The following is a 26667-nucleotide window of genomic DNA, read 5'->3' on the forward strand; positions in this document are numbered from 1 at the left end:
GCGCGGCCGCGCGGTGCGTTGAGCCGCGTCATGCGCGCGCCGCATCGATCGACGGCATCGTGAAGCCGAGCGCGTCGAGCTGCGCGAGCAGCGCACGCGTGTCGGCCGCTGCATGCGATGCAAGCGGCGCGCGTACGCGCGCCCAGTCGCCGTGCCGCGTGAAATGCGCGACCACGGCTTTCAACGCTGGAATCATCGACGGCGATTGCAGCGCGGTGCGCACGGTCGACACGCGCCCTTCCCATGTCGCGCGTTCGACGACCGTCGGCGCCGCGAGCAACTGCGCGATCGCGTGCGGCTGCAGGTTCGCGGTCGCCGAGATGCAGCCGGCCGCACCGAGCGGCAGCGCGCGACCGAGCAGCGCCTCCGACGCCGGGAACACCGCGAAGCCCGGAAAGCGTTCGAGCAGCGTCACCGTGTTCGCCCAGTCGCCCGAACTGTCCTTGATGCCGACCACCGTGCGCGGATACGCGGCCACCAGCCGCTCGATCAGCGTGTGCGTGATCGGCACGCCCGTCAGTTGCGGGATGTGATACAGCAGCACGCGCAGCTGCTCCGAGCCAACCGCGTCGATCACGCCCGCGTAGTACGCGAACAATCCTTCATCGCTCACACCCTGGTAGAAGAACGGCGGCAGCATCAGCACGCCTGCGCAGCCGGTTGCCACCGCATGGCGCGTCAGCGCGATCGCGTCCGGCAGCGCGCACGCGCCGGTGCCCGGCAGCACCTGCGCGGGATCGATGTCGGCAGCCGCGATCTCGTCGAGCAACATGCAGCGCTCCGCGACACTCAGCGAGTTCGCCTCGCTGTTGGTGCCGAACGGCGCGAGCCCGGCGCCCTGCCCGACGAGCCAGCGGCAGAACGCGACGAAACGCGGCGCGTCGATCGACAGGTCGGCGCGGAACGGCGTGAGGACGGGCGCGAACACGCGCGGCGTGGCAAAGGCAGACATGCGGGAGTCTCCGGTTGGATGAGCCGATCGGCGGGCAGTCATGCGCATAAGCTGAAGAAATCCAGCATCGCGTCGCCCAGCAGCGTTTCGCCCGAATCGAAATGGGCGACCACCGACGTATGGTTGTGATGCGGCATCTGCATGAAGCGCGGTGCGCGCCCCGGGCGGCGTTCGCGTTGCCGCGCACGCGCGACGCGCTCGAAGAACGCCGCGCCGTACGCGTCGAGATACGGGTTCTCGTATTCGGCGACGACGATCATCAACGGCGCGTCGATGCGCTCCGCGTAGGCGAGCGGCGAGCGCGCGGCGTAGCGCGACGGGTCGCTGCCGAAGTACGCAAGCACGCCCGCCGCGTTCGGGTTGTCGGGCAGCGTATCGGCCGCGAGCCGCGCACTGATCAGCACGGCGCCCGCCACACGTTCGCCACGCCGTGCATCGAGCAGGGGATCGCCGAGATACGTCGCGACATGCGCACCGCCCGCCGAATGCCCGACGATGAAGATCCGCCCCGGATGGCCGCCATACGACGCAATATGCGCGCGCGTCCAGTCGAGTGCGGCCGCAATGTCCTGCGCGCCGGCCGGATACGGCGCGTCGGGCGCCAGCCGGTATTCGACGTTGATCGCGACGTAGCCGTGACGCGCGAACCAGCGCGGCACGTTGTCGTAGATCAGCCCGTTGATGCTCTTGCGGCCGCGCACGAACGCGCCGCCATGCACGAACAGCATGACGTCGGCCGGTGCGCCCTGGCGGGTCGCGTGCTGCACGAACACGTCAAGACGCTGACGCGCATCGGGCCCGTACGGAACGTCGCGCTCGATCTCGCATCCGAGGTCGGTCGCGGCACGCGCGGCGACGAGCGGCGTGTACGTGTCGATCACCCAGTCGCGGTGCGCGTCGATGTCCTGCCCCCAGACGGCGCCGATCTCCCCAAAGCGCGCCCTCAGCGCTTCCGACAGATTTCCCAGCGGTTCCTGCCAAGCGTGCATCCCTGCCTCCCTGCATGACGACTAGCGGCCGGCGCGAGCCGGTGTTCCGCCGTTCGAACGGCGACGAGGACCATTCTGGTATATAAATTTCGTTTTGTGTATACACAATCACTACGTAGTATACCCAATGAGAATCCAGGCATTTTTGCGCGACAGTCACGCCCATGCACTCATCCGTCGCACGCCGACATTCTTCAAGGACACCCATGGACAAGCTTCGCCACATCGCGCTTTCGGTCGACGACCCGGAAGCGGCCGCGCAATTCTTCGAGCGCGCGTTCGGCATGCGCCGCGCGGGCAACGCGATGCGCGGGATCTACATGACGGACGGCACGATCAACGTCGCGCTGCTGAACTTCAAGGACGAGACGGTGCCCGGCTATGCGGGGCTGAAGGACGTGCGCGGCGTGATCCACTTCGGGATGTGGGTGGACAACGTCGACGCGACGGCCGAGCGCGTCGTAGCGGCCGGCGGCACCTATCTGACCGGCCGGCACGAGCAGGACCCGAACGTGTTCTATGAAGTGAAATACCGTATGCCCGACGGCACCGTGTTCGACATCACGTCGAACGGCTGGAAGGGCGCGGTCAAGGAGGTCGTGCCGGCCGGCGCAGCGGGCACGCAATCGTGACCGCGCGGCTGGCGGTGCTCGCACTGGTGCCGTTGCCGGACATGACGCTCGACGCGCTGCGGCGCGACTACGTGCTGCACTATCACCCGGACGGGATGCCGGCCGAACTGCCCGAAGCCGGCACGATCCGCGCGGTCGTGACCAACGGCACCTGCGGGCTCGACGACATGCGCATCGCACGCCTGCCCGCACTCGAAATCGTCTGCGCATTCGGCGCGGGCTACGAGAACGTCGACGTCGCGGCCGCCGCGCGGCGCGGCATCGTCGTCACGCATGCGCCGGGTACCAATGCGGCGACCGTCGCCGACCACGCGATCGGCATGCTGCTTGCGCTCGCGCGCGGCTACGCGCCCCTCACCGGCGCGGTACGGGCCGGCCGCTGGCACGCATCGCGTGCGGCGCGACCGACGCTGACCGGCGCCGCGCTCGGCGTGATCGGCATGGGCCGCATCGGCCGGCTGATCGCCGCGCGCGCGCAGGGCTTCGACACGACACTCGGTTATCACGCACGCGCCCCCCACGACGATGCGCCCGGCCGCTACTACGCCGATCTCGTGCAACTCGCGGCCGACAGCGACTTTCTCGTGATCGCGTGCCACGGCGGCCCGGCCACGCGGCATCTGGTTGACCGCACGGTATTGCGCGCGCTCGGACCGCACGGCTACGTCGTCAACGTCGCGCGCGGCTCGGTGCTCGACACGGCCGCGCTGCTCGATGCACTCGATGCGGGCGAGCTCGCGGGCGCCGGGCTCGACGTCTTCGAGCACGAACCCGACGTGCCGGCCGCGCTGTTCGGCCATCCCGACGTGCTCGTCACGCCGCATGTTGCTGGGCGCTCGCCGGCCGCCTGGCTCGCCCAGCGCGACGCGCTGCTCTCAAGCCTCGCGCAGCACTTCTCCCGCCTGCCCGTCGAATTCGCGGTACGCGCCGCATAGGTGCGAGCGGCGCATCCCCGCGCCGTTTCGTTCGCCGCGCGGCTGCGCGCCGCCCCGGAGATCGCCATCATGAAGGTCCGATCGTTGTGCATCGCCGCGCTGTCCTGCGCGGCCGCCGGCCTGCTGGCCGGCCGTTCCTCCCACGCGCAATCGTCCGCGACGCTGTACGGCCTGATCGGGCTCGACGTCGCCAGCTCGAAACGCAGCGGCGGCCCGCCGGCCGCGATCGCGATGCAGAGCCCCGGGCTCACCGCGCCGTACTGGGGGCTGCGGGTGGTCGAGGATCTCGGCGGCGGCTACCGCGCGCTCGCCGTGCTCGAAAGCTTCTTCCAGCCCGTCAACGGCGGCATCGGCCGTACGTCGGCCGACCCGTACTGGGGGCGCAACGCGTATGCGGGCATCGAAGGCCCGTTTGGCACCGTGACGCTGGGCCGGCAGACCAACCTGCTCTATCTCGCCGAACAGGCCGTCAATCCGTTCCGCGCATCGATCCTGTTTTCGCCGCTGGTGATGCAGACCTTCGTCGCGTCGTATGGCGGCACGATCGCCGGCGACACAGTCTGGAACAACGCGATCCAGTACACGAGCCCGACCGTCGGCGGGCTGACCACGAGCGCCGTCTACGCGCCCGGCGGGCTTGCGGGTGCCAGCGGCGCGGCCAACGCGGGTCTGTCGCTGCGCTACGCGAGCGGCCCGCTCACGGCGGTCGCTGCCGCACAACGAACCCGAATCGCCGCAGGCGCGGCCGCGCCAACGCAGAGCGCGTACCTCGCAGGTTTCGCGTACGCGTTTTCACGCGTCACGCTGTACGGCGCGATACAGGGCACGCGGACGTCCGCGACCGACACGGGTTCGCACACGTTCGAGGCCGGCATGTCGGTGCCCGTCACATCGCGGCTGGCTGCGCTCGCCGAATGGGCGTACACGCGCCGCACCGCATTACGGACGGCCGTGTCGCGCAATACCGGCGCGGCCGGGCTCGACTACACGCTGTCGCGGCGCACCGACGTCTATGCGCTCGCCATGTACGACCGGCTCGGCGGCAGCGGCATCGCGACGACCTGGGCGCTCGGCATCCGACACCTGTTCTGACGGGCGCCGCACCGCGTATCCGGGTCTACCCGCTATAACCAAACCGCTGTTTTGTATAAAAAAGAAGTGCTTCGGATTCAACAACGTCCGTGCGTATAATTTTTCTCAGTTCATGTATACACAGACACGATTCATGAACCGGCACGGCCCGCGTCCCGCTCGCGTCATGCGAACCGGCCGCCGCCCGCGGGATCGCCTCGCACGATGCCCGTACGGCGCAAGCCGCTTCGCCCCGGAAAACAACGACGACTATTTGGAGACCGAATGAAAAAGAAGCTGATCGCGTCCAGTGTCATGCTGCTCGCCTGCGCCGGTGCGCATGCGCAGTCGCGCATCTGGCTCTCGGGTTACATGGACCTGAACATCGAGCACCTGATTTCGTCGGGCCCGGGCGGCAACATCACGCGGATGTCGAGCGGCGGTCTGAACAATTCGCGCTTCAACCTGAGCGGCGTCGAGGAACTCGGCGGCGGCAACAAGGCCGTCTTCACGATCGAGCCGATGTTTGCCGCGAACACAGGCGTGCAGTCGACGCAGTTCCGGCAGTCGTTCGTCGGACTCAAGGGCAACTGGGGCGAGTTGACGATAGGCCGCCAGTTCACGCCGTCGTACTGGCTGGCCGGCTATGCGGACCCGACGTGGGCGGCCGACTTCAGCATGGTCAACGACATGCAGTTCTTCTACGCGACCTACCGCGTCGACAATGCGCTGCAGTACAAGACACCGACCTTCCACGGCTTCACCGGGCGCGTGATGATCACGACCGGGCTCGGCGACGGCACGCGCGCCGGGCGCTTCTTCAGCACCGGCATCGAGTATCGCAACGGGCCGCTGTTCCTCGGTGCGGTCAGCGAGCTGCAATACACGCGCGACATCTTCCGCTCGTCGCAGATCCATTCGTCACGCGACAACTACTTCTCGGCCGTGTACCGCTTCGGTGGCTTCGAGCCGACCGTGATCTATCACACGTACAACGGCTATTACGCGTATCCGCCGTACGTCGCATTCAACTCGCAGGGCTGGGACGCGCAGATCGGCGCGCGCTGGAACATCGACGGCATCAACCGCGTGTACCTGAGCGTCGTCCATCGCCACGACGACAACAACACGAGCATCTCGAGCGCGACGGGTGGCGTGATCGGCTACATCTACGGGCTGTCGAAGCGCACCGACCTGTACGTGACCGCCGCGCACGTGAAGAGCCAGCATCGCGTGCCCGTCGCGTATCCGGTCACGTTCCAGGTGTATCCGGACGGCGGCCAGAACCCGTCAGGGTTCCAGATCGGGATTCGTCACGCGTTCTGATAATCCGGATTCGCGCGCCGCGACCGCCCTGCCTGCTGCTCGCGACGCCACGACACAATCATGACAAGGAGACATTCATGCTTCGACCACGCAACAGACATATTCCGCAGGCCCGGATCATCGGCCCCGCTGCCGCATCGATCCTGATCGCGGCGTCGGCGCTCGCCAGCGCCGCGCAACCGGCGGCGGAAGCCCCCGCCGCCACGAGCGCAAGCGTTGCCGCATCCGTTACGCCCGGCACACCTGCCGTCGCCGATCCGTATCTCGCCGGCTGGCTGCGCCTTACGCCCGAGCGCCGGCCGGTACCGCTGAAGCCCGGCGTCGACTACGGGATGGACCCGGCCACCGGCCGGTTCGTGTGGCCGAAGGCGGCGCCCGAAGTCCACCAGGGGCAGCGCTTCCCCGGTGAGCTTTCGACCTGGGACAGCAAGAGTTATGCGAAGAACGTGAAGGTGCTCGCGTTCTACCCGGGCGTCGATTCGCCCTTCCACGCATGGAACAACATCGTCGACTTCGACGGCAAGCGCTACCTGTATATCCACGATCGCGATTACCTGCGCATCATGGACGTCACCGACCCCGCGCACGGCAAGGTCGTATTCTCGAGGGGCGGTGTATGGGGGCCGAAGGGTTCGAGCGAGCACTTCGATCCGAACAACGTACACGACTACCTCGGCGGCGCGACGGTCGCGTGGAGCCGCAAGCTCGGCAAGCCGGTGCTCGTCGCGTCGTTCGAGATCGGCCGCTACGGGCTGATGACCGAGAAGATCGACCAGCCCGACAAGGTCGCGGCGCAGCGCCGCTACAACTCGCTGAAGGGTTTCCGCGTGTACGAGATGGACGGCCCGCTGCCGAGCCAGTGGAAGCTGATCGCGACGCGCACGACCGACTACCGCCACCCCGACGCGCCGATCGGCCAGCAGCAGGGTTCCGGCTCGCTCGACGCACCCGAGTACTACGGCGGCAAGTACATGATCGTGGCGGCCGCGCCGGACGACAGCTATGCGCTGACCGAGTATCCGAACTACCTGTACTCGCCGGGTTACCAGGTATGGGACATGTCGGATCCGGCGAACCCCGCTTTCGTGTCGCAGATCGCGGTGCCCGGCCAGATCCTCGGCAATGAGGAACACGAGCAGGCGTACCTGATGAATCCGCGCGCCGGCAACCGGACGTCGTGGATGGGTTCGCGCAACCCGATCTTCCTGCCGAAGCCGCTGGAGAACGGCGGCAAGATCGGCTTCGGCGCAATGGGTGGCCTCGGCTTCTACGCGTTCGACCTGAGCGACCCGGCGAAGCCGAAGGTCCTCGGTAACGTGAACACACCGCCGAGCTTCGCGGGCACCGAATTCGACAATGCGGACGTGAGCCAGTACGCACGCACCGGCTACGTGCTCACGAACGGCTATCCGATGAACCGCGACTGCTACGAGCCGTACAAGGACATCTTCGTCGTCGACGCGCGCGACCCGTCGCACCTGAAGGTCGCGGCCAAGCTGCCGGTGCCGGAAGTACCGGCCGGCGCGCCGTTCACGAGCTTCTGCCAGCGCGGCGGCAACTTCGGGCCGAAGCGCGCGAACGCGATCGGCCAGCCCGGCACGTGGCGTCAGGGCATCGTCCCGTACTCGTTCTACAACGCGGGCGTGCAGATCTACGACGTGAAGAACCCGGCGAAGCCGACGATTGCCGGCTACTTCGTGCCGGCGCTCGCGGACGAGAAGGAGCTGCCGTCCTATACGCTCGGCAAGGGCGTGTTCGCGATCTACACCGAGTACGACCGCAACATCATCTGGGCCTTCACGGAGAACGGTGCGTATGCGCTGTCGACGCCGCTGCTCGGCGAGCCCGTGCTCGGCAAGCCGGCGAAGCCGTGGCCGCCGCGTTGAGTCGCGCCATGCAATGGCCGGGCGGGCGACCGTCCGGCGCGCGTTGAATCGCATCGTATCGATCCCCGCCGGGCGACCGGCGGGTTCACGTTCAAGGACGCTTTCCCGATGATGTTCAAACCCTTCGCCGCCCCGCTGCTGTGCGCGCTCGCACTCGCGACGGCGGCAACGCCCGGCCACGCCGCGACGTCGGCCAGCGAGCAGACCTGCCGCGCATGCCACACGCTCGATACGACGAAAATCGGCCCGCCGTTCCGCGCGATCGCCGCGCACTACCGCGACGACTCCGATGCGCTCGCGAAGCTCCAGAAAAGCATGCTCGAAGGCAGTACCGGCAAATGGGGCAGCGCGACGATGCCGCCCAACGCAATCTCGGCCGACGATGCGGCGCGATTCGCGAAGTGGATCATGTCGCTGAACCGGGACGGGAAGTAGCGGACGATCGCCAGCATGAGACGCGCGGGTCGAAACGATAGATCCCGCGTGCCGGCTGCATGCGAAAAAGGCGGGCATCAGCCCGCCTCCCCGCCTCCGCATCGTTCGCACGCGCACCGCGACGCTTGCGGCACGCGTGCGAGCCCGCCGCGTTACTTCAACCGCGTCGCGATTTCATTCGCCATCGCCTTCGTCGCGGCCTTCGTCGGCGCATCGTCGGCCAGCACGTTCAGCAGGCCGAAGTCGTGAATCGTGCCGTCGTAGCGCGTGGTCGTCGCGTCGACACCGGCCGCGTCGAGCTTGCGGCCGTACGCTTCGCCCTCGTCACGCAGCACGTCGAACTGCGCGACCTGGATCAGCGCGGGCGGCAGGCCCTTCAACTGCGCGATGCTCGCGCGCAGCGGCGACGCGTAGATCTCGTTGCGTTGCGCTTCGTTCTTCGTATAGGCGTCCCAGAACCACTTCATCATCGGGCGCGTCAGGAAGTGGCCCTGCTGATACGCGTTGTACGAACCCGTGTTGAAGTTGTGGTCCGTGACCGGCCACATCAGGCCCTGGAAGCGGATCGCGGGGCCGCCCTTGTCCTTCGCCATCAGCGCCACGACGGCCGTCATGTTCCCGCCGACGCTGTTGCCGACCACCGCGAGTCGGCTGCCGTCGACACCGATCTCGGCGCCATGCGCGGCCACCCACTTCGTCGCCGCATAGGCCTGGTTGATCGCAACCGGGTAATGCGCTTCCGGCGACGGCGTGTAGTTCACGAACACCGCGACCGCGCCCGACTGCACGACGAGATCGCGCACGAGGCGCTCGTGCGTCGGGAAGTCGCCGAGCACCCAGCCGCCGCCGTGGATGAACACGAACACCGGCAGCGTGCCCGTCGCGCCTTGCGGGCGCACGATCGTGACCGGCACGGACAGGCCGTCCTGCTCGATCGTGCGGTTCGACACGTCGATGCCGGACAGATCGACCTTCGCGCCGTTCTGCGCGTCGACCAGCACCTGACGCGCCTTCGCGGGGCTCAGCGTTTCGAGGCCCGGGCCCTTCTGGCCGTTCAGCGCAGCGAGGAACGCGCTCGTCTTCGCATCGGGACGGACGGTGTCGGTGCCGGCCGCGAAGGCGGCGGGTGCGGTGGACAGCGCGGCTGCAACGGCGGCGGCGATCAGCAGCGGCTTGACGATCTTCATGATGGTGTTCCCTGGTGTTGGCAAGTGAATGACGATGGATGATTCGCAGTGCGATGAATCAGGCAAGCGTGAGCGTGACGTCGATGTTGCCGCGCGTCGCATTCGAGTACGGGCACACGAGGTGCGCGCGGTCGATCAGCGTTTGCGCGACGTCGCGATCGAGGCCCGGCAGCGAGATCTTCAGTTCGACTTCGATGCCGAAGCCGTTCGGGATCGCACCGATGCCGACGCTGCCTTCGATGGACGCGTCCGCGGGCATCGCGATCTTGTCGCGGGCCGCGACGAACTTCATCGCGCCGATGAAGCACGCGCTGTAGCCGGCGGCGAACAGTTGCTCGGGGTTCGCGCCTGCACCGCCTGCGCCGCCGAGTTCGCGCGGCGTGGTCAGCTTCAGGTCGAGACCGCTTTCGGGCACCGTCGCACGGCCGTCGCGGCCGCCGGTGGCTTTTGCATGGGCGCGGTACAGCACTTTTTCGATCGACATGACAGACTCCTTTTCAGCAAATGAATGAAACAGCCTTCGAACCGGGGACCGCGTGCCGGCAGCCTTGCCGACTGCATCACGCTTGTTTATCTACTCATAGATAGATAAACGTCCCCAAAAAATGCAGCGGGTTGCCCCATCTGCGCCAATCATCTATCTATCAACAGATAGACAACAAACCTCAATAAAAAGGCGGCGAACCGCCTTGCTGCTTGCGCCGTCCGTCAGGACCGCGCTTTCCAGACGGCCTCGACATCCTCGAGACGCGCCCGCGTGTGAAACAGCCGGCTGGCCAGCACACTGCCCTGGAACGCCGCGTACAACGTGCGCGCCGCCGTGTCGGGCTCGCCGCTGAACTGCAGCGTGCCTTCCTGCGCGCCCTGCTTCAGCAATTCCGCCAGCCAGCTCTCGTTGGCCTTGAAGAACGCCTGGACGGCCTGCCGCACGGTCTCCGGCAGCGTTTCGATATCGGACGCCAGCATCCCGCACAGACAAATCAGGTTGCCGTCGCCCAACGTGCGGCCGAACAACTTCGTGTACAGGCTCAGTTTCACGTCGGCCGGCAACGCCGGATCGATCGCCCGCATCGCCGAGAGAACCTCGTCGCTATAAACCGCCACCGCTTCCAGCACGAGATCGTCCTTCGACGGGAAGTAGTAGTGGATGCTCGACGTCTTCACGCCCACCAGGTCGGACAGGTCTCGATAGCTGAAGCCGTTGTAACCGCGCAGCATCATCAGCGTGATCGCGTGGTCGAGAATCTGTTCGCGGACGGTCGGTTTCGTTTCCATGGATCGAACTTTATCTACTCATAGATAGACAGTCAAGGGGTTTTTTGGGGGCATGATGAAGCGTCCGGGCGCCCGGCGAACGCACCGGCCGGCTCGTCGTTGCCGGACCTCAGCCCGGCACGAGATCGGCCAGCGTCTCGCGGTTCAAGCTCTCCGCTGCATCGCCCGCCCCGGCCACGGGCAGGCTCAGCACCACCGTCGTGCCCTGCCAGGCGGCGCTGTCCACGCGAATCTCGCCGCGATGCCGATCGACGACCGCCTTGGCAAACGCCATTCCGAGCCCGACGCCCTTCGTATCGGGCTGCCCTGGCAGGCGAAAGCGCCGATAACGCTCGAACAGATGCGCCTGCTCGCCGGCGGCGATCCCGTAGCCGTAGTCGCGGATCACGCAGCGCACCGATGCGCGATCCGTGCTCAGTCCGACCGTACACTCGATGCGGGTATCGGGTGCGCTGTATTCGACGGCGTTGCCGAGCAGGTTGGCCAGCGCGCGCGACAGCAGTGCCGGGTCGCCGTGCACGAGCGCTTCGTCGCAACGCGGCACGTCCTCGACGGTAATCCGCTTTTCCTGCGCGCGCGGCCAGATTTCGTCCCGTGCCTGATTCATCAGGTCAGCGACGTTGACGAGTTCCGACACGCACTCGCCCGCCTCCGCCCTCGAGACCTGCGCGAAACCGTCGGCCATCGCCAGCGTATGGCGCGCCAGCCGGCCGATTTCATGCAGGCGCTCGCGCAGCGTGCAGCCGGGCGAGCATTCGGCGGGCGCATTCACGAGCACGACGACCGACGTGAGCGGCGCGCGCATGTCATGCGAGAACAGCGTCAGCATGTCGCTGCGCTGCCGTTCGAGCACCGCACGGCGAACGTGGGCGCCGCGCAGCATGTCCAGTGCGTCGTTCACCCGCCCGATCTCCGGGCTCGCGCCCGGCACCCGGGCGATCGGCGACACATCGCCCTGGCTCAGCGCCACGATGCGGCGACTCAGCTCGGCGAGCGGCTTCGACAGCGTCCGCTGCGTGCCGCGCACGAGCAGGAACAGGATCAACGTGCACATCGCCGCTTGCGCGACGGACAGGGCCATCTTGACGCGGGCGGCATCGCGCAGCTCGACGGTGCGCGCGCTCGTCATTTCGATCACGCGGTCGCGCAGTTGCTCCGACGACCCGAGATCGCGCATGATCCGCCGCGCGAAGTCCTCGGCGCTCATCGTATACGCGCCCGTCCGGCTCGCGCGGATCGTCGCCGCGACAAGCGGCATGAAGCTGCCGTCCAGCGTGTCGTTCAGCCGTGCGAAGTCGTTTGCGAGCGTCGTGTCGGCGAGCAGCGGCGCGATCGCGCCGGCGATCAACGCGCGCAGTTGCACGATGCGTCCGCGCATCTGGAGGATGCTCGCGAGCCGCTCTTCGCCGATCGGCTCGCGCTTGATCAGCGACGCGACGAACAACGAGCCGAGCCGGCCGGTGTATTCGCGCAGGTCGCCAAGCAGATGCGCGAGCATCAACGAACCCGCCGTCTCCGGATTGCGCATTGCCGTGCCTGCCATGACGCCGTTGGCCAGCGACGCGAGATCGTCGGCGACCGCGAACATCCGGTCTTGCGCAGACTGGACCTGCCACACCGCGCGCGCCGCCAGCGGCCGCGCCGCGAGCGCGTCGACGTCGCCGCGGGCGCCGTCCAGTTCGGCGCGGATCGACTCGAGCGCACGCAACGTGGTCCGCCGCTCGGGTGCCTCGATGGTCACCGCCTGCGCGATGTCCGTTCGAAGCGCGTCGAGTGCCAGGTTCGAGCGCATCCGCGCATCGCCGACGGCCTGCACCTCTGCCGCCGGGTCGCGCCGCTGCAACGCAAGCAGATTGTTGGCCGGCCAGCGTTCGGCCGAAATCAGGTTCGCCGCGACCATCACGCGCTCGACCCGCCCGAAATCGCGCAAATCGAGGCTCCCCTGCCGGTATTGCCGGTAGCTTTCGAGGACGATCGTTCCACACGCCACGATCGTCAGCATCACGACGAGCACGAAGCCGATGCCCATCCGCTGTTGGATCGAGAGGCCGTCGAAGCTCATGGCACCCGTCCGCTTCGACCACGGGGCACAACCGGTGCGGCATCGCGCGCGGGATAGGGATACGTCATGTTCGATTCCTGAATTACGTCATTGCCGTTGACAACGCTCGTCGCCCGCATCGATTGACGCGCAATCGAAATCAATGGTCTCGCCATCGAATGACACATGGAAAATAAAAATATGCCGTTTCACCATTTTTATTTCATGTGAAATATTCGATTCGACTGCTCCGGTGCGCCGACTCTCCACGGCCTTCCGCCACACGCTTGCTTCGCACTGCGATACACGCAGGTTGCAGGCGGCATTCAACGGCAGACATACGCTGACGAATCCTGTGCCGCACCTCCTGAATCACCTGTCATTACCCACTGCCGCGATGGAGTCTCGGTCTTTTTCAATCGAATGTAAACGCGACGTTCGACGCAAGGAAAACACCGGATAAACAGGACCTTAGTATTACGACTTACGTCTTGTACAATCCAGTTCCTTCATATCGGACTGGCGTCGGCTTTCCCACGGCCGATCGCGCCCATGAAAATACTGATCGTCGACGATCACGCGATCCTGCGTGACGGCGTGGAGATGCTGCTGCGTCAGGAAGACGCCGACACGGTCGTCGTTCAGGCGAGCAGCGCCGATGACGCGCTGCGCCTGCTCGACCTGCACGTCGACCTCGACGCCGTCGTGCTCGACCTGAAGCTGCGGGGCATGGACGGGATCGATGCGCTCGCCGCGTTCGCGAAGATGCGCCCGGGGCTTCCCGTCATCGTGCTGTCGGCGTCGGAAGATCCGGGCGCCGTGCGCACCGCGTTCTCGCAAGGCGCGATGGGCTACGTGCCGAAATCGGCCAGCCCGCATACGCTGCTGTCCGCCATCCGGATCGCGCTCAGCGGCGAGCGTTACGTGCCACCGCTCGTACTCGACGAACACGCGACACTGCAGCCGGACAGTGCCGGGGCGGCGACGATTTCGCGCGACGCGTTGCTGACGCCCCGCCAGGTCGAAGTGCTGCGCTATCTTGCAGAGGGTGTGCCGAACAAGGTCATCGCCGACAAGCTCGGTCTGTCGGAAAAGACCGTCAAGGCGCATATCACCGCGATCTTCAAGGCGTTGAACGTGATCAACCGCACGCAGGCGGCAGTCGTCGGCAGGAAGGCCGGACTCATCTGACCTGACGCGCGAATTGCGTTGCCGGCGTGGATCGCCTAAATTTTTCTGCATCCTCGATGCAAACGGGGCGTGTTGATGACAACCCTGCCCCGATACGCGAACCGTGGCGCGTTCCTCAACTCCCCGGTGCGCCCGCGTGCGAGGCGCGCGATTGCAATTCACTTCGCACGCTTGAACGATCTCAGGCAGACATTCATGCGCATTTACGTGCCAATCGGCGGGCGCGGCATGGGCTCCGGCCGCCGGGCCGGGTCGCGATACCGCATGCGGGCCCCGGGTCCGGGGCGTGGTGCCCGGGGAGCCCGTGCATGACGCGCGCCGACGAACCACGCGAAGCCCCGCCACCGGTCGTACCGGCAGCCCCTGACGTCCCGTTCGACCTGGCCGCCGACGTGATCGCGCGCTGGCAGCGTCTCGTCGATCTGATCGCGGAAATCGTCGGCGTGCCGGCCGCGCTGATCATGCGCAACGTCGGAAAGGACATCCGCGTGCTGGTGGCGAGCCGATCCGAAGGCAACCCGTTCTATCCGGGCGAATCGGCCGAGCTGCATGGATCGGGGCTCTATTGCGAAGCGGTGATCGAGAGCGGCCGCTCGCTGGTCGTGCCGAACGCGCGACGATCGGAACGCTGGCGAAACAATCCGGACCTGCGCGTGAACATGGTCTCGTATCTCGGCCTGCCGATCCGCTGGCCGGACACGACGACGTTCGGCACGATCTGCCTGCTCGACTGCAAGGAGAACGCCTATTCGGAGCGCTACATCCGGCTGGTCGAGGAGCTGCGCGACCAGATCGAGATGCAGTTGCAGCTCATCCACGCGCAACGGACCGCCGAACACGCACACCAGCAGGCCGCTCAATTGGCCGAACGCTTCCGGCAGCAGAAGGATCTCGCCGCGGAAGCCGTGCGCGTCAAATCGAGCTTTCTCGCGGCGGCGAGCCATGACCTGCGCCAGCCCGTCCACGCATTGAGCCTGTTCGTCGGCGCATTGCGGCACGTGCCGATGCCCGACGATGGCGCGCTGCTCGTCGAACGCATCGAACAGTCCGTCAATGCGATGGACGAGCTGTTCACCGCGATCCTGGACATCTCGCGGCTCGATGCGGGGGTCGTGCCCGTCCATCGCAGGCCGTTCGCGATCGATTCGGTGCTGGAGCGGGTGTGCCGGGACGTGGCCGTCGACGCGCGCGCGAAGGGGCTGCACCTGTCGTACGTGCCCAGCACCGTCGTCGTCGACTCCGATCCGGTGCTGATCGAGCGGATCGCGCGCAACCTGCTGTCGAACGCGGTGCGCTATACCGACGCGGGACGGATCGTGGTGGGCTGCCGGCGCACGCACACGCATGTCCGCCTGCAAGTGATCGATACCGGGCGCGGCATTCCCGCCGATCAGCAAAGCCGCGTGTTCGACGACTACTACCAGTTGCCCCACCGCAACCGCGGCCACGAACAGGGCGTGGGCCTCGGCCTGGCGATCGTGCGGCGCCTCGCGGAGCTGCTCGAGTGCCCGCTGGCGCTGCGCTCGGCGCCCGGGCAGGGCTCGTGCTTCGAACTGCGCCTGGCGCGACTGGACGCGGTCGTGAAACCGCCTGCGGCCGCCGTCGACGAGTTCGCGTTCGACGAGGCCGCGGCGGCGGCGCACCTCGTCGTGGTGATCGACGACGAATCGGCCATCCGCGCGGGCATGGCGATGCTGCTCACCCGCTGGGGATACCGCGTCGTCGTGGCGTCGTCGGTCGACGACGCGATCGCGCTTTTGGCGACCTGCGACGTACGCCCGACGTTGTTGATCTGCGATTTGCACCTGCGCGGCGACGAGAACGGGATCGGCGCAATCGCACGGATTCGCGAAGAATTCAACGCGGCCATTCCCGCGATGCTGATCACCGGCGACACCACCGCGCGCCGGCCCGGCCGGTCGCAGCACGGCGGCTTCATGCTGCTGCACAAGCCGGTGCCGAGCGACAAGCTGCGCTCGGCAATCGTGCGCTGCCTGGGTACGCCGAAGGGCAGATGAGACGAAGACCGAAACGCGCGACGACGAGGATGTCGGGCGGTATCGGGGACAGCAATCGTCACTGCGGCCGCAACATCCGCTGAATGATCGTCCGCAGCATCGCGCGATGCGCGCGCGGCTTGAATCCCGGCTCGAACACGACGCGACAGACCGCCCCTTCCGCCAGCGCGAGCACCCACGTCGCGACGAGATCCGGTTTCAGGCTCCCGTCGATCGTCCCCTGCGCCACGCCGCGCTTGATCAGCGCAACCATCCGCCCTTTCACCTGCGCCTCGTTCGCCGCGAACAGCGCGGCAACATCGGGATTGCGCGTCGCCTCGGCCGCGGTCTCGATGCTGATGCGCGCATAGACGGGATCGCTCGACAGTTCCATCAACGCCAGCGCGATCTCCTCGATCGCGGCCAGCGCGTCGTCGGCGTGCGCGTGCCGCGCGAACAATTCGGCCATCTCGCGCTGGTCGTCCTGCGCGATCGCCTCGATGATCGCCGCCTTCGTCGGGAAATAGTGAAACAGGTTGCCGGGGCTCATCCCGGCCGCCTTGCAGATCGCGGCCGTGGACGTCGCATGGAAGCCGTCGCGTGCGAAACAGTCGATCGCGGCATCCAGGATCTGGCGCCGCTTCGCTTCCACTCTTTCAGGATCGATCTTTCTCAACGGGAACTCCGTGCTCGACGATGGCTCGAATATTTATTAGACTGATTAGTCGATCTATTATCATTGCGATGCAGCACAGGCGTCAAGGCATCGTGCCTGTCACGGGCCGCCTGCGGCATTCGCTCTGCACGACCACCACGAGGGACCCTTGAAACGCATCGTCATTGCCGGTATCGCGCTCGTCCTGTTCGTGCTCGCCGCCGCCGGTGCGCTCGTGCTGCGCGGCCTGGCCGACTTCGAGCTGAAGGACGCGCGCGTGTCGACGCTCACGTTCCGCGCCGGCGGCGCCGATCTCGTCGGCACGCTCGCGCTGCCGGCGCATGCGGCCGACGCGCCGATCGTGCTGCTCGTCCACGGCGACGGCCCGCGCACGCGCTTCGCCGACGATGCCATGCTGCCGCTCGTCAACAGCCTGCTCGACGCCGGCATCGGCGTATTCGCGTGGGACAAGCAGGGCACCGGCCGCAGCGGCGGCGACTGGCTCGCACAGTCGATGCAGGATCGCGCGAGCGAAACGATCGCCGCGATGGCGCGCGTGCGCGCCGTCGCCGGCCCCGCGCACAAAGTCGGCCTGCTGGGCTTTTCCCAGGGCGGCTGGGTTATTCCGCGCGTGGCCAATGCAGTCCGGCCCGCGTTCTCGGTGATCGTCGGCGGCGCCGTCAGCTGGCGCCGGCAAGGCACCTATCTGACGCGGCAGCAGCTCCAGGCAACCGGCCTGCAGGCGGATCGAATCGATGCGACACTGGCCGCCGAGCGACGCAGCAACGACGCAATCTTCGGTCAGGCAGGCGCGCCGGCCGATCCGCGCCTGCGCCCCGACATCGAGCCGCGCCGCTTCGGCTTCATCGCGCGCAACTACCGCGAAGACGCTTCGCAGGCGCTCGCAACGATGCAGGGGCCCGTGCTGGCCGTATGGGGCGCGCTGGATCGCAACGTCGATCCGGTCGACGAAGCGGGCACCTACGTGCGTGCGTTCGCAAACCGGCCCGACCGCCGCATCGTGGTCGTGCCCGGTGCGACGCATGCTTTGCTGCGCGCCGGCTGGTTCGACTATCAGCTCGAGTCCGACTGGCCGACGTGGAAGACCTGGCTGTACATGGCGCTCGGGCGCCACGCGTATGCGCCGGGTACGCTCGGCCCGATCGAGGCGTGGATCCGGTCGCAGTGAACACGTGTGCAACCCGGCGGCGCCGCGAATGGCGCGGCAGATGAAACAGGCATCAGGCAATACCGGTCGCGCCGTCCCGCGTGGCCGCACCAAGGAGAAGTCTCAATGTATTCGTGGTTCGAACGTCGCCTGCCGACTTTCCCGCTCGAAGATCCCGTTACGCCGCCGAAGGGATTCTTCTCGTTCGTCTGGGCGTGCACGAAAGGCGCACGCAGCTGGATCCTGCTGATCGCGCTGACCTCGGCCGCACTCGCCGCCTATGAAGCGGCGCTGTTCGCGATGATGGGGCACGTGGTCGACTGGCTGTCGACGTCGACGCCAGCGGATTTCGGCGGCCGCCACTTCGGCACGCTCGTCGGTTTCGCGGCGATCCTCGCCGGCAGCGCGCTGCTGATCGCGCTGCACACGATGGTCAAGCACCAGGTGCTCGCGATCAACTTCCCGATGCGGCTGCGCTGGCTGTTTCACCGGCTGATGCTCGACCAGAGCCTGTCGTTCTACGCGAACGAGTTCGCGGGCCGCGTGACGACCAAGATCATGCAGACCGCGCTCGCGGTGCGCGACGCGCTGTTCATGTCGGTCGACGTCGTGATCGGCGTCACCGCGTACCTGATCGGCATCCTGGTGCTGGCGGCCAGCTTCGACTGGCGGCTGATGATTCCGCTCTTGCTGTGGGCGCTCGGCTACGGCGCCGCGTGCGCGTATTTCGTGCCGCGCCTGGGCGCCGTCGGCAGCCGGCAGGCCGACGCGCGCGCGCTGATGACGGGCCGCATCACCGACGCGTACTCGAACATCACGACCGTGAAGCTGTTCTCGCACACGCGGCGGGAAGCCGACCACGCCCGGCGCGCGATGGAAGCGTTCAAGGCGACCGGCGACGCGCAAATGCGGCTCGTCAGCGCGTTCGAGATCGTCAACCACCTGCTGTCGACGCTGCTGCTGGTCGGCTCGGCCGGGCTCGCGCTCTATCTGTGGATGCGCGGCGAAGCGAGCGCGGGCGTCGTCGCGGCCGTGATCGCGATGGCGCTGCGCCTGTCGAGCTATTCGCACTGGATCATGTGGGAAATGACCGAGCTGTTCGAGAACGTCGGCACGATCCAGGACGGCATCAACACGCTGACGAAGGTGCGCAGCGTGGTCGACGCGCCCGATGCGAAGCCGCTTGCCGTGCAGCGCGGCGGGATCGTGTTCGACAACGTGCAGTTCGCGCACGAGGACAACGACCGCACGGTGTTCGACGGGCTGAACCTGACGATCCGGCCGGGCGAGCGGATCGGCCTGATCGGCCGCTCGGGCGCCGGCAAGTCGACGCTCGTGAACTTGCTGCTGCGCTTCTACGACGTCGGCGGCGGCGTGATCCGGATCGACGGGCAGGACATCGCGCACGTGACGCAGGACAGCCTGCGCAGCGCGATCGGGATGGTCACGCAGGATACGTCGCTGCTGCACCGCACGATGCGCGAGAACCTGCTGTACGGGCGGCCCGATGCGACCGAGCGCGAGATGCAGGAGGCGGCCGTGCGGGCCGAAGCGACCGAGTTCATCGACCGGCTGCGCGACCGCCACGGGCGCAGCGGCTACGACGTCGAGGTCGGCGAGCGCGGCGTGAAGCTGTCCGGCGGCCAGCGGCAGCGCGTCGCGATCGCGCGCGTGATGCTCAAGGACGCGCCGATCCTCGTGCTCGACGAGGCGACCAGCGCGCTCGATTCCGAGGTCGAAGTCGCGATCCAGCGCAGCCTCGACACGCTGATGAGCGGCAAGACGGTGATCGCGATCGCGCACCGGCTGTCGACGATCGCGGCAATGGACCGGCTGATCGTGCTCGACGAAGGGCGCATCGTCGAGGAAGGCACGCACCAGCAGCTGCTGAACGCGGGCGGCATCTATGCGGCGCTGTGGGCGCACCAGAGCGGCGGGTTCCTCGGCGAAACGGAGGAAGCGGTTCAGTAAGCGCGACGGCCATGGCAACATGGCGGCACATCGGTTGTCGGCGGATTTGACCGACGCCCACCCAAGGAGCCCGCATGACCACGCGACCGGATATCGCCACTGCTTTGAATGCACCCGATTCGGCGCTCGAGGAAGACGAGCAACGCTTCGTGCATCAGATTCGCCAGCACGGATGGTTCCGCACGGAAGTGTTTGCGGAAGGCGGCGAACCGGGCTTCTCGTTCACGACCGGGTTGTGGGTCAACCACGGCTTCCCGGAAATCATCGTGTTCTCGTTGCCGGCGCGCATCGTCCACGACGTACTGTGGGACGTCTACCGCATGGTCGCGGCCGGCACGCCACCACCGGTCGGCGAAGTCACGGATTCCGTCTACAGCAATGCGAACGCGCTGCTGATGCCGGTCGCGAAAGAACACTACGCAGCCCATCTCGGCTGGAACCGCTGGTTCTACGGCAACGACGACTTCCCGTGCGTCCAGCTGCTGTGGCCCGACCGCGACGGGGTTTTCCCGTGGCAGCCGGAAGCGGACGATACGTTGAACGCCGCGCAACCGCGGCTGTTCGTGCCGGGCGACGATCGCCACTGACCCGTGCGGCGTTTCGCGCGGCACGTTCTTGCAAGCGTGCCGCGCATCGCGACGTTACAGCCGTACGATCGTCGATTTCAGCTCGGTGTATTTGTCGAGCGCATGCAGCGACTTGTCGCGGCCATTGCCCGACTGCCGGTAGCCGCCGAACGGAAAATTCATGTCGTCGCTGCCGTCGCCGTAGCAGTTGACCCATACGGTGCCCGCGCGCAAGCGCCGCGCGACGGCATGCGCGGTCGACAGATCGGCCGACCAGACGGCCGCCGCGAGCCCGTACTCGGTATCGTTGGCAATGCGTACGGCTTCGTCGACATCGTCGAACGCGATCACCGACAGCACGGGCCCGAAGATCTCCTCCCGCGCAATCGTCGCATCGGGCTTCACCTCGAACAGCGTCGGCTCGACATAGAACCCGCCCGTCTCCTCGCGCACGCGCGAGCCGCCCGTCACGAGGCGGCCTTCGTCGCGCCCGAGACCGATGTAGCCCATCACGCGGTCGAGCTGCATGCGATCGACGATCGCGCCCATCGTCACCGCGGGATCGAGCGGATGCCCGGGCGCGAAGCGCCGCGACGCATCGACCAGCTTCGCGACGAATGCGTCCTTGATGTCGCGGTGCACGAGCAGGCGCGAGCCGGCCGTGCACACTTCGCCCATATTGAAGAAGATCGCATCGGCGGCCGCCTGCGCGGCCCGGTCGAGATCGGGGCAATCGGGCAGCACGATGTTCGGCGACTTGCCGCCCAGTTCGAGCCACACGCGTTTCAGGTTCGATTGCGCGGCGCACGCCATGATCTGCCGCCCGGTGCGCGTCGACCCCGTGAACGCGATGCAGTCGACGTCGCGATGCAGCGCCAGCGCCCTGCCCGGCTCCGCGCCGCCCGGCACGACGTTGAACACGCCGGCCGGAATGCCGGCGTCGCACGCGAGCTGCGCGACACGGATCGCGGTCAGCGGCGATTTCTCCGACGGCTTGAGCACCACGCTGTTGCCAGCCGCGAGCGCCGGCGCGAACTTCCATGCGGCCATCAGCAGCGGGAAATTCCACGGTACGACGGCCGCGACGACGCCGATCGGCTCGCGCGTCACGAGCCCGACGAGATGAGGGTCGGCCGGCGCGACTTCGCCGCCGATCTTGTCGACCGCTTCCGCGTACCAGTCGACGCAATGCGCGGCGGCCGGGATGTCGATCGCCGTGGTGTCGGCGATCGGCTTGCCGGTATCGAGCGTCTCGAGCAACGCGAGCTCGTCCGCGTGCTCGCGCATCAGTGCGGCCCACCGCTGCAGCACGGCCTTGCGGGCCCGCGGATTCAGGCCGGCCCACGCCTGCGCATCGAACGCGCGGCGCGCGGCGGCGACTGCGCGGTCGACGTCATCGGTGCCGCAATCGGCCACGTGCGCGAGCACGCACCCGTCGATCGGGCTCACACAGGCGAAGGTCGCGCCGGCATGCGCGTCGCGCGCCTCGCCATCGATGAATGCGCGCCCTTCGACCCGCAGCATGGCCGCGCGGGCCTGCCAGTCTTCGAATGTCGTTTGATTCATGGGTTTCCTCGTGACAGGTCGCGCATCACGATCCGCGAACCGGATCGATCGGCGTGAAAAGGCCCGCGCGCGCCTCGATCGCTTCGCCCGCGGCGAGACACAGCGCTTCCTGGAAGCGTCCGGCGACGAGTTGCACGCCGGTCGGCACGCCGTCGCGGATGCCGGTCGGCACCGACAAACCCGGCAGCCCGAGCAGCGCGGTTGCAAGCAGCGGCCCCTGCCGGTCGACGATCTCGCGCATCGCCGCATCGCCCTGCAAATCCGCGTCGACCGCGAACGGCCGCGCGCACGACACGGGCATCAACACCAGCGGATAGCGTGCGAAGAACTGCTGCCAGTCGCGCAGCAGCGCCGTGCGCCGCGCGAGGCCGTTCATGTAGCCGGCAAGATCCAGCGGCGCCGCGAGATTGCGCTGGCTCGCGAACGCGGTGCGGATCGCTGCGTCGCCATGCTGCATGATCACGTCGCCGAGCCCGCTGCGCGCCTCGTTGGTCACGAGGTCGAGCCACAGTTCGCACGCTTCGGCGAACCGCGGCGGCGTCGCTTCCTCGACAATGCAGCCGGCGTCTTCGAGCCAGCGTGCGGCCTGCCGGATCGCGTCGACGACCGTCGGGTCGGCCGGCACGCCGGGCAGCTCGGCACACATCGCCACGCGCGCGGGGAATGCGGCCTCGCGCGCAGCCGGCGCAACCGGCATCCACCACGCGTCGCGTGCGTCGCCGGCCGACATTGCGTCGAGCGCAAGACGCAAGTCGCCCACCGTCCGCGCGAGCGGGCCCTGTACCGATGCGAGCTGCACCGCGAGCGTGCGGTCCTTCGATTGTGTCGGGTTGTACGCCGGCACGCGCCCGGTGCTCGGCCGCAGCCCCGCGACCCCGCAGGCGTAGGCCGGGTAGCGGATCGAGCCGCCGAGGTCGTTGCCGTGCGCGATCGCGCCGATGCCGGCGGCCACCGCCGCCGCCGCGCCGCCGCTGGAGCCGCCCGGCGTCAGCGATGCATCCCACGGATTCAACGTGCGGCCGTGCAGTTCGTTGTCGGTGAACCAGCGGTACGAAAACGCCGGCGCGTTGCTGCGCCCGATCACGATCGCGCCGGCCTTGCGCAGGTTCGCGGTCACCGGGCTGTCTTCCTGCGCGATCAGGTCGGCGAACGCGCGCACACCGTTGGTCGTCGCGTGTCCGGCCGTGTCGACGTTGATCTTCACGGTCACCGGCACGCCGTGCAGCGGGCCGACCGGCGCGCCGCGCGCGATCGCGGCATCGGCGTCCGACGCCGCCTGCAGCGCGCTGTCGGCCATCACGTCGACGATCGCGTTGATGAAGGGGTTCACCTGCTCGAGCCGCTGCAGGCAGCTGCGCGTGAGTTCCGTTGCCGACACGTCGCGCCGTGCGACATGCGCGGCCATCTCCGCCGCGCTGAGACGCCACAATTCCTGGGTCATGGGTTGCTCCTCGTTGATCTCGATGGTTGGATTGACTCGGCCGCGTCAGACGCCCGGCCGCGCAGCCTGCGGTGCGTGCGACGCGTAGATCTTGCGGCACGTTTCGACGACTTCCCACGTGCCGCGAAAGCCCGGCGGAATCACGAAACGGTCGCCGGCTCGCAGCACGCGTTCGCGACCGTCCGCGTCGCGCACGCTCGCGACGCCGCTCAGCATCTCGCAATACTCCGACTCGTCGTACTCGATCGTCCAGCGGCCGGGCGTGCATTCCCAGATCCCGCAACTGAACTGCCCGCACGGGCTGATGTAGTGATGCGACAGCGTCTGCATCGGGTTGCCGTCGAGCAGCAGCCCGCTCGGCACGCGGCTCTGCGTGAGCTTTGCCGGCGCCCGCATCAGGTCGACGAGATTCGTGATGTTGGTCATGGTTGCCTCCAGGGCATCAGGGGTTCGAAACGATTCGGTGCCGCGCGGCCGGTCGAGCCGGCCCGCGCGGGTCACAGCAGGTCCGCCATCCGGTGCCACGCCATCGCGAGCGCCAGCATCGGCGCGCGCAGCATGCGCCCGCCCGGGAAGTCGCGATGACGAATCCGGCCGAACAGGTCGAAGCGCGCGGCCTGCGCATCGATCGCCTCCGCGATCAGCCGCCCCGCCAGGCCGGTCACGTTGACGCCGTGCCCGGAAAAGCCCTGCGCGAAATACACGGTCGGCTCGAGCCGGCCGAAATGCGGCGCGCGGTTCATCGTCGCGTCGATCAGGCCGCCCCACGCGTAGTCGATCCGCACGTCGGCAAGCTGCGGGAACGTCTTCAGCATGTCGCGCCGCATCGCGGCCGCAAGGTCGCGCGGCGTGTTCGTCGAGCTGCTGGCCTTGCCACCCCACAGCAGCCGGCGGTCGCGCGTCAGCCGGAAATAGTCGAGCGCCGAATTGCAGTCGCTGATCGCCGCATCGGCCGGCATCGTCTGCGCCGCACGTGCGTCGCCGAGCGGCTCCGTGGCAACCAGGTAAGTCGCGACGGGGATGATCTTGCGCGCGACCGACGGCGCCAGCTGCCCGAGATACGCATTGCACGCCAGCACGACATAGCGGGCATCCACGTGCCCGCGCACGCACCGGACGCGGTGGTACGGCGCGGCGCGATCGAGCGCGAGCGCGGGCGTGTCCTCGTGGATCGTCACGCCGGCTTCGCGTGCCGCGCGCGCGAGGCCGAGCGTGTAGTTCAGCGGATGCAGGTGGCCGCTGCCTTCGTGACGCAGGCCGCCGACGTAACGGTCGGATGCGACGAAGTGCTGCATGTCGGCCCGCTCGACGATCTCGTAGCCGCGATAGCCGAAGCGGCTCGCCGCCGCATCGCGCCATGCGCGCAGCGCGTCGAGATGGCGCGGCTTGTTCGCGGCGGTCAGGTAGCCGAAGGTCAGGTCGCAATCGATACCGTGCCGTTCGACCCGCTGCCGGACGATGTCGACCGACTCCAGCCCCATTGCCCAGATACGCCGCACGTCGTCCTCCGGCAGATGGGCGGCAAACGTGTCGATGTCGCACGAGTACCCGGCGATCAGCTGGCCGCCGTTGCGCCCGCTTGCGCCCCAGCCGATCTTCGACGCTTCGACGAGCACGACCGAATGGCCGCGCTCGGCGAGATCGAGCGCCGCGGACAGGCCCGTCAGCCCGCCGCCGATCACGCACACATCGGCATTCACGGCCCCGTCGAGCGCCGGATGACGCACCCGGTTGTTGACCGTCGCTGCATAGTACGACTGAACATGTTGCTGGTTCTTGAACTTGAGCATAGGTAAGACTCGCGAACGGTGTCGCGTCAGAACGCGTAGATGAGTTGGGTCGCGAGCAGGTCGTTCGACTTCGCATACGACCCGTCGTGACGCAGGAAAACCTTGTTGCTCGCCCAGTCGTGCCGGTATTCGACCTTCACCGTCACCTGCTGGGTCGGGTAGAACAGCAGGTCGAACGCCGCCGCCTGCCGTGTCGCTCCCTTGCACTCGAAGCCGACGCCGCCGTTCGCCTTCGACTGCGCGAGGCAATCCGCGTCGATGCCGAAGCCGTTGTATGGATCCATCCCGTTGCCGTTCAGGCCGATCGACGAGCCGCCTCCGCCGTTCTTCCGGTTCACGAGCAGATCGTAGCGCAACGTCGCGCCCATGCGCCCGACCACCGGCGCATTGAACTTGCGGTGCGCGAGCAGCGACAGCCCGAACCACTGCGCGAGCCCGCCGTTGAACGCGCCGTGCTGCTGCTGGCCGTAGTCGAGTTCCGCGTTGTACTGCGCATCGGCCACCGTGTAAGTCGCATCGGCTTCGCCGAAGAAGAACGCGCCGTACGCGCTCGGCGCATTGCCGCCGACACCGTAACGCACGTTGCCGGTCGTCGGATCGACCGCGCTCACCAGCGTCTGGCGGCCGATGTTGATCGAGCCGCCGAGGTCGAGCGCGCTGCCGTGCATATAGTCGACGCGCGCGGTGAAGGTCGGCACCTTGTTGCTGGTCGTGATCGGGTCGCCGAGCGCGTTGACGCCCGTCTGCGTGAGCGCGCCCGCGCTGCGGAACTGCTCGTTGCCGACGAAGAACTTCCACGCCCAGTGGCCATCCGCGCTCTGGTAGTTGACGCCCGCGCCGATCGACGAGCCCGGGTCGGAGAAGTCGTACAGCAGGTTGTGCGTGAGCGTGAGCATCTGGTTCGACTGCTGGTACTCGTAGCCGCCGAAGCCAAGCACGAGCCCGCCGACGAGCGACGTCGTGCCCGACAGCGGCACCGTGACGACCGCCGTGTTCACGATGTCGAGCCCGCTCGCGCCGCTGCCCGTCATCATCGACAAGCCTGCACCGCGGTTCGGCATCAGCGTGATTTCCGCGGACGGCGCGGTCGGGCCGACGCCGAAGGTCTTCTTGATGTCGAGGAACACGTCGCCGAACGTGCTGTTGTAGTAGGTGTATGCGTTCTCATGATTCGCGAACTGGAACGACGACGTGCCGCCGCCGCGGTTGTACAGGTAGGTCGGGTCGAGATAGCCCGTCACCGACAGCCCCGCGATCGGGCCCGTGCGGGCGGCATCGGTCAGCGAATCGACCTTCAGTTGCTGGTTCGCGACCTGCTGGCGAATTTCCGTCACGTCGTCGTTGGTCAGCACGGCCTGCGCCTGCCCGTAGCCGGGCGCGGACGGGTCGGCCGCAGCCGCGGCGGACGCCGCATTCGACGCAACCGGCGCGGCCGCCGGTTTCGCGGCGAGCTGCGACTGCAGCGCGCTCATCTGCCGCTGCAGCACCGCGAGCTGCTGTTGCAGCGCCCTGATCTGGTCGGCGCTCGAATTGGCGGCGGCGAGCCCCGGCAGCGCGCCGGCGATCAGCGCGCAAAGCAATTTCTTTTTCACG

Annotated in this window: 23 protein-coding genes; 11 read left to right on the forward strand and 12 right to left on the reverse strand. The window is 67.5% G+C overall.

Going from position 1 to position 26667, the window contains the following annotated elements:
• Window positions 1-28: 28 nt before the first annotated feature.
• Window positions 29-952, reverse strand: coding sequence for a dihydrodipicolinate synthase family protein (locus HWX87_RS08340; protein ID WP_176046683.1), 924 nt, complete (start codon window positions 950-952; stop codon window positions 29-31).
• Window positions 953-990: 38 nt separating this feature from the next.
• The gene (locus HWX87_RS08345; protein WP_176046684.1) at window positions 991-1941 is read right to left on the reverse strand and encodes an alpha/beta fold hydrolase; all 951 of its coding nucleotides are present in this window, start codon (window positions 1939-1941) and stop codon (window positions 991-993) included.
• A gap of 206 nt (window positions 1942-2147) precedes the next feature.
• On the opposite strand from HWX87_RS08345, the gene HWX87_RS08350 reads away from it, so the two are divergent.
• The 6 genes from HWX87_RS08350 to HWX87_RS08375 all read left to right on the forward strand — a co-directional run bounded on the left by HWX87_RS08350 (window position 2148) and on the right by HWX87_RS08375 (window position 8226).
• The gene (locus HWX87_RS08350; protein ID WP_176046685.1) at window positions 2148-2573 is read left to right on the forward strand and encodes a VOC family protein; all 426 of its coding nucleotides are present in this window, start codon (window positions 2148-2150) and stop codon (window positions 2571-2573) included.
• Entirely contained in the window at window positions 2570-3508 is a 939-nt protein-coding gene (locus HWX87_RS08355; RefSeq protein ID WP_176046686.1) for a 2-hydroxyacid dehydrogenase, read from the forward strand. The genes HWX87_RS08350 and HWX87_RS08355 overlap by 4 nt, the downstream gene beginning before the upstream one ends.
• A 69-nt stretch (window positions 3509-3577) precedes the next feature.
• A complete protein-coding gene (locus HWX87_RS08360; RefSeq protein WP_176046687.1) occupies window positions 3578-4600 on the forward strand; it encodes a porin in 1023 nt (340 codons plus the stop codon).
• Window positions 4601-4864: 264 nt separating this feature from the next.
• Entirely contained in the window at window positions 4865-5905 is a 1041-nt protein-coding gene (locus HWX87_RS08365) for a porin (RefSeq protein WP_176046688.1), read from the forward strand.
• Between the two features lie 77 nt (window positions 5906-5982).
• Window positions 5983-7791, forward strand: coding sequence for a hypothetical protein (locus HWX87_RS08370; protein ID WP_176046689.1), 1809 nt, complete (start codon window positions 5983-5985; stop codon window positions 7789-7791).
• A gap of 108 nt (window positions 7792-7899) precedes the next feature.
• Window positions 7900-8226, forward strand: coding sequence for a c-type cytochrome (locus tag HWX87_RS08375; RefSeq protein WP_176046690.1), 327 nt, complete (start codon window positions 7900-7902; stop codon window positions 8224-8226).
• Between the two features lie 152 nt (window positions 8227-8378).
• Here HWX87_RS08375 and HWX87_RS08380 read toward each other — a convergent pair whose 3' ends face one another.
• The 4 genes from HWX87_RS08380 to HWX87_RS08395 form a co-directional block, all read right to left on the reverse strand.
• A complete protein-coding gene (locus tag HWX87_RS08380) occupies window positions 8379-9413 on the reverse strand; it encodes an alpha/beta hydrolase (protein WP_176046691.1) in 1035 nt (344 codons plus the stop codon).
• Window positions 9414-9471: 58 nt separating this feature from the next.
• Entirely contained in the window at window positions 9472-9897 is a 426-nt protein-coding gene (locus HWX87_RS08385) for an organic hydroperoxide resistance protein (protein WP_124448805.1), read from the reverse strand.
• Between the two features lie 224 nt (window positions 9898-10121).
• On the reverse strand, window positions 10122-10688 hold the full coding sequence (locus HWX87_RS08390; protein ID WP_176046692.1) for a TetR/AcrR family transcriptional regulator: 567 nt from the start codon (window positions 10686-10688) through the stop codon (window positions 10122-10124).
• Between the two features lie 109 nt (window positions 10689-10797).
• Window positions 10798-12750 carry a HAMP domain-containing sensor histidine kinase gene (locus HWX87_RS08395; protein ID WP_244137636.1) on the reverse strand — a complete coding sequence of 651 codons (1953 nt, stop codon included), beginning with the start codon at window positions 12748-12750 and terminating at the stop codon, window positions 10798-10800.
• Window positions 12751-13281: 531 nt separating this feature from the next.
• On the opposite strand from HWX87_RS08395, the gene HWX87_RS08400 reads away from it, so the two are divergent.
• Together HWX87_RS08400 and HWX87_RS08405 are read left to right on the forward strand one after the other, a co-directional pair.
• Window positions 13282-13920: a response regulator transcription factor gene (locus HWX87_RS08400; protein ID WP_176046693.1), complete on the forward strand. Its 639-nt coding sequence runs from the start codon at window positions 13282-13284 to the stop codon at window positions 13918-13920.
• Between the two features lie 56 nt (window positions 13921-13976).
• On the forward strand, window positions 13977-15938 hold the full coding sequence (locus HWX87_RS08405) for an ATP-binding protein (RefSeq protein WP_176046694.1): 1962 nt from the start codon (window positions 13977-13979) through the stop codon (window positions 15936-15938).
• A 58-nt stretch (window positions 15939-15996) separates the two neighbouring features.
• Here the strand turns inward: HWX87_RS08405 and HWX87_RS08410 are convergent, their stop codons facing one another.
• Complete coding sequence (locus tag HWX87_RS08410; protein WP_176046695.1) at window positions 15997-16593, reverse strand: TetR/AcrR family transcriptional regulator; 597 nt, start codon at window positions 16591-16593, stop codon at window positions 15997-15999.
• 148 nt (window positions 16594-16741) lie between these two features.
• On the opposite strand from HWX87_RS08410, the gene HWX87_RS08415 reads away from it, so the two are divergent.
• The 3 genes from HWX87_RS08415 to HWX87_RS08425 all read left to right on the forward strand — a co-directional run bounded on the left by HWX87_RS08415 (window position 16742) and on the right by HWX87_RS08425 (window position 20298).
• Entirely contained in the window at window positions 16742-17761 is a 1020-nt protein-coding gene (locus HWX87_RS08415; protein WP_176046696.1) for an alpha/beta hydrolase, read from the forward strand.
• A gap of 105 nt (window positions 17762-17866) precedes the next feature.
• On the forward strand, window positions 17867-19711 hold the full coding sequence (locus HWX87_RS08420; protein ID WP_176046697.1) for an ABC transporter ATP-binding protein: 1845 nt from the start codon (window positions 17867-17869) through the stop codon (window positions 19709-19711).
• 74 nt (window positions 19712-19785) lie between these two features.
• Window positions 19786-20298, forward strand: coding sequence for a DUF4262 domain-containing protein (locus HWX87_RS08425; protein WP_176046698.1), 513 nt, complete (start codon window positions 19786-19788; stop codon window positions 20296-20298).
• A gap of 54 nt (window positions 20299-20352) precedes the next feature.
• Here HWX87_RS08425 and HWX87_RS08430 read toward each other — a convergent pair whose 3' ends face one another.
• The 5 genes from HWX87_RS08430 to HWX87_RS08450 all read right to left on the reverse strand — a co-directional run bounded on the left by HWX87_RS08430 (window position 20353) and on the right by HWX87_RS08450 (window position 26666).
• Complete coding sequence (locus HWX87_RS08430; RefSeq protein WP_176046699.1) at window positions 20353-21843, reverse strand: aldehyde dehydrogenase; 1491 nt, start codon at window positions 21841-21843, stop codon at window positions 20353-20355.
• A 25-nt stretch (window positions 21844-21868) separates the two neighbouring features.
• Window positions 21869-23284 (reverse strand): amidase family protein, encoded by a 1416-nt coding sequence (locus HWX87_RS08435; protein WP_176046700.1) that lies wholly within the window; start codon window positions 23282-23284, stop codon window positions 21869-21871.
• Window positions 23285-23329: 45 nt separating this feature from the next.
• Complete coding sequence (locus HWX87_RS08440; protein ID WP_176046701.1) at window positions 23330-23710, reverse strand: cupin domain-containing protein; 381 nt, start codon at window positions 23708-23710, stop codon at window positions 23330-23332.
• Window positions 23711-23781: 71 nt separating this feature from the next.
• On the reverse strand, window positions 23782-25074 hold the full coding sequence (locus HWX87_RS08445) for an FAD-binding oxidoreductase (protein WP_176046702.1): 1293 nt from the start codon (window positions 25072-25074) through the stop codon (window positions 23782-23784).
• Window positions 25075-25100: 26 nt separating this feature from the next.
• Window positions 25101-26666: a DUF3138 family protein gene (locus HWX87_RS08450; RefSeq protein ID WP_176046703.1), complete on the reverse strand. Its 1566-nt coding sequence runs from the start codon at window positions 26664-26666 to the stop codon at window positions 25101-25103.
• Between the last annotated feature and the right edge of the window lies 1 nt (window position 26667).

It is taken from the genome of Burkholderia sp. BCC1644, from assembly GCF_902833225.1.
In the GTDB taxonomy this organism is placed as follows: domain Bacteria; phylum Pseudomonadota; class Gammaproteobacteria; order Burkholderiales; family Burkholderiaceae; genus Burkholderia.